This window comes from Drancourtella sp. An12, from assembly GCF_002160935.1.
Taxonomy (GTDB): Bacteria; Bacillota; Clostridia; order Lachnospirales; family Lachnospiraceae; genus Sellimonas; species Sellimonas catena.
This window is the reverse complement of the sequence record NZ_NFLO01000040.1, coordinates 1-2,906: the sequence shown is the minus strand read 5'-3', so window position 1 is coordinate 2,906 and position 2,906 is coordinate 1. Positions and strand designations below refer to the sequence as shown.

The 2,906-nt window shown below is 52.8% G+C and carries 1 rRNA gene; it reads left to right on the top strand.

Annotated features, from left to right (window positions below):
* Window positions 1–118: 118 nt before the first annotated feature.
* Window positions 119–2,906, top strand: a 23S ribosomal RNA gene (locus tag B5E64_RS17625); the annotation flags it as partial.

Below are 2,906 nucleotides of genomic sequence, written 5' to 3'. Positions count from 1 at the left end.
GACCAACACATATCACGCTAGGTATGTGAGATTACGGAATGCTCCGTGAAAGATTTAAATAACTCGAGGCGAAGCCTCTCGTTATCCCGTCTTTCGAAACCGCATTCCGAATCAAGTTGGTTATGCTAGAAAGAGCGCAGGGTGGATGCCTTGGCACTAAGAGCCGATGAAAGACGTGATAAGCTGCGAAAAGCTTCGGGGAGGAGCAAATATCCATTGATCCGGAGATTTCTGAATGGGGAAACCCGGCGGAGCAGACCTCCGTCATCCATACGCCAATCCATAACGTATGGAAGGGAACCCGGTGAACTGAAACATCTAAGTAGCCGGAGGAAGAGAAAGAAACATCGATTCCGGGAGTAGCGGCGAGCGAAACCGGAAGAGCCCAAACCAGTGTGCGTGCATGCTGGGGTTCGGACTGCACAAGTGACTTCCAAGAGTAATAGAATGGTTTTGGGAAAGCCAGCCAGAGAGGGTGAAAGCCCCGTACATGAAATTCGAGGAAGCGCGGCAGGATCCAGAGTACTACGAGACACGTGGAACCTTGTAGGAAGGAGCGGGGACCACCCCGTAAGGCTAAATACTCCTTAGTGACCGATAGCGCATAGTACTGTGAAGGAAAGGTGAAAAGGACCCCGTGAGGGGAGTGAAAGAGAACCTGAAACCCTGTGTTTACAAGCTGTGGAAGAACGAAAAATGTTCAACCGCGTACTTTTTGTAGAACGGTCCGGCGAGTTACGCTGGCAGGCGAGGTTAAGGACTCAAGGTCCGGAGCCGAAGGGAAACCAAGTCTTAAGAGGGCGGTCATAGTCTGTCAGAGTAGACCCGAAACCGGGTGATCTATCCATGTCCAGGTTGAAGTTGCCGTAAAAGGCAATGGAGGACCGAACCCACATCCGTTGAAAAGGGTGGGGATGAGGTGTGGATAGGGGAGAAATTCCAATCGAACCCGGAGATAGCTGGTTCTCCTCGAAATAGCTTTAGGGCTAGCCTCGATAGAGTCAGGTGGAGGTAGAGCACTGAATTTCCTAGGGGGCGTCAAAGCTTACCGAAGAATATCAAACTCCGAATGCCATGCTGATGCTTATCGGGAGTCAGACTGCACGAGATAAGTTGGGCAGTCAAAAGGGAAAGAGCCCAGACCTGCAGCTAAGGTCCCAAAGTGTGTGTTAAGTGGAAAAGGATGTGGGATTTCGAAGACAACTAGGATGTTGGCTTAGAAGCAGCCATCCATTGAAAGAGTGCGTAATAGCTCACTAGTCGAGAGGTCCTGCGCCGAAAATGTCCGGGGCTGAAACACACCACCGAAGCTCAGGAATGTATTTGATACATTGGTAGAGGAGCATTGCATACAGGGCGAAGCAGTACCGGAAGGAGCTGTGGACTGTATGGAAGAGAGAATGCCGGAATGAGTAGCGAGAGGAAGGTGGGAATCCTTCCGGCCGAATATCCAAGGTTTCCAGGGTAAAGCTGATCTGCCCTGGGTAAGTCGGGACCTAAGGCGAGGCCGAGAGGCGTAGTCGATGGACAACAGGCAGAAATTCCTGTACTGCTGTACAACAGAACTGTGGGGACGCAGAAAGAGAGCGCGAGCCGGGAATGGAGAGACCGGTGCAAGCGGGGTACCAGTCCGGTTGGAAAAACCGCCGGGCAATGGGAAGACGTGATGCGGAGCGAAGAAAAAGTAGTGAAGCGCGTGAGCTGGCTGCCAAGAAAAGCCGCTATTGTTTGTACAGTACCCGTACCGTAAACCGACACAGGTGGATGAGGAGAGAATCCTAAGGCCGACGGGAGAAGCATTGTTAAGGAACTCGGCAAAATGACTCCGTAACTTCGGGAGAAGGAGTGCCAGTGAGAGCTGGCCGCAGAGAATAGGCCCAAGCAACTGTTTAGCAAAAACACAGGTCTATGCAAAACCGAAAGGTGAGGTATATGGGCTGACGCCTGCCCGGTGCTGGAAGGTTAAGGGGAGAGGTTAGCGCAAGCGAAGCTTTGAACTTAAGCCCCAGTAAACGGCGGCCGTAACTATAACGGTCCTAAGGTAGCGAAATTCCTTGTCGGGTAAGTTCCGACCCGCACGAAAGGCGTAATGATTTGGGCACTGTCTCGACAATGCACCCGGTGAAATTGAAGTACCAGTGAAGATGCTGGTTACCTGCGCCAGGACGGAAAGACCCCATGGAGCTTTACTCCAGCTTGATACTGGGATTCGGTATTGCATGTACAGGATAGGTGGGAGGCTAAGAAGTAAGGACGCCAGTCCTTATGGAGCCGCTGTTGGGATACCACCCTTGCGGTATTGGGTTTCTAACCAGCAGCCGTGACCCGGCTGGGGGACAATGTCAGGTGGGGAGTTTGACTGGGGCGGTCGCCTCCGAAAGGGTATCGGAGGCGCTCAAAGGTTCCCTCAGAATGGACGGAAACCATTCGAAGAGTGCAAAGGCAGAAGGGAGCTTGACTGCGACACCGACGGGTGGAGCAGGTACGAAAGTAGGACTTAGTGATCCGGTGGTATAAAGTGGGATTGCCATCGCTCAACGGATAAAAGCTACCCTGGGGATAACAGGCTTATCACTCCCAAGAGTTCACATCGACGGAGTGGTTTGGCACCTCGATGTCGGCTCATCGCATCCTGGGGCTGAAGTAGGTCCCAAGGGTTGGGCTGTTCGCCCATTAAAGCGGTACGCGAGCTGGGTTCAGAACGTCGTGAGACAGTTCGGTCCCTATCCGGCGTGGGCGTAGGATATTTGAGAGGAGCTGTCCTTAGTACGAGAGGACCGGGATGGACCGGCCGCTGGTGTACCTGTTGCATTACCAAGTGCATGGCAGGGTAGCCAAGCCGGGAAGGGATAAACGCTGAAGGCATCTAAGCGTGAAGCCCCCCTCAAGATGAGATATCCCATACG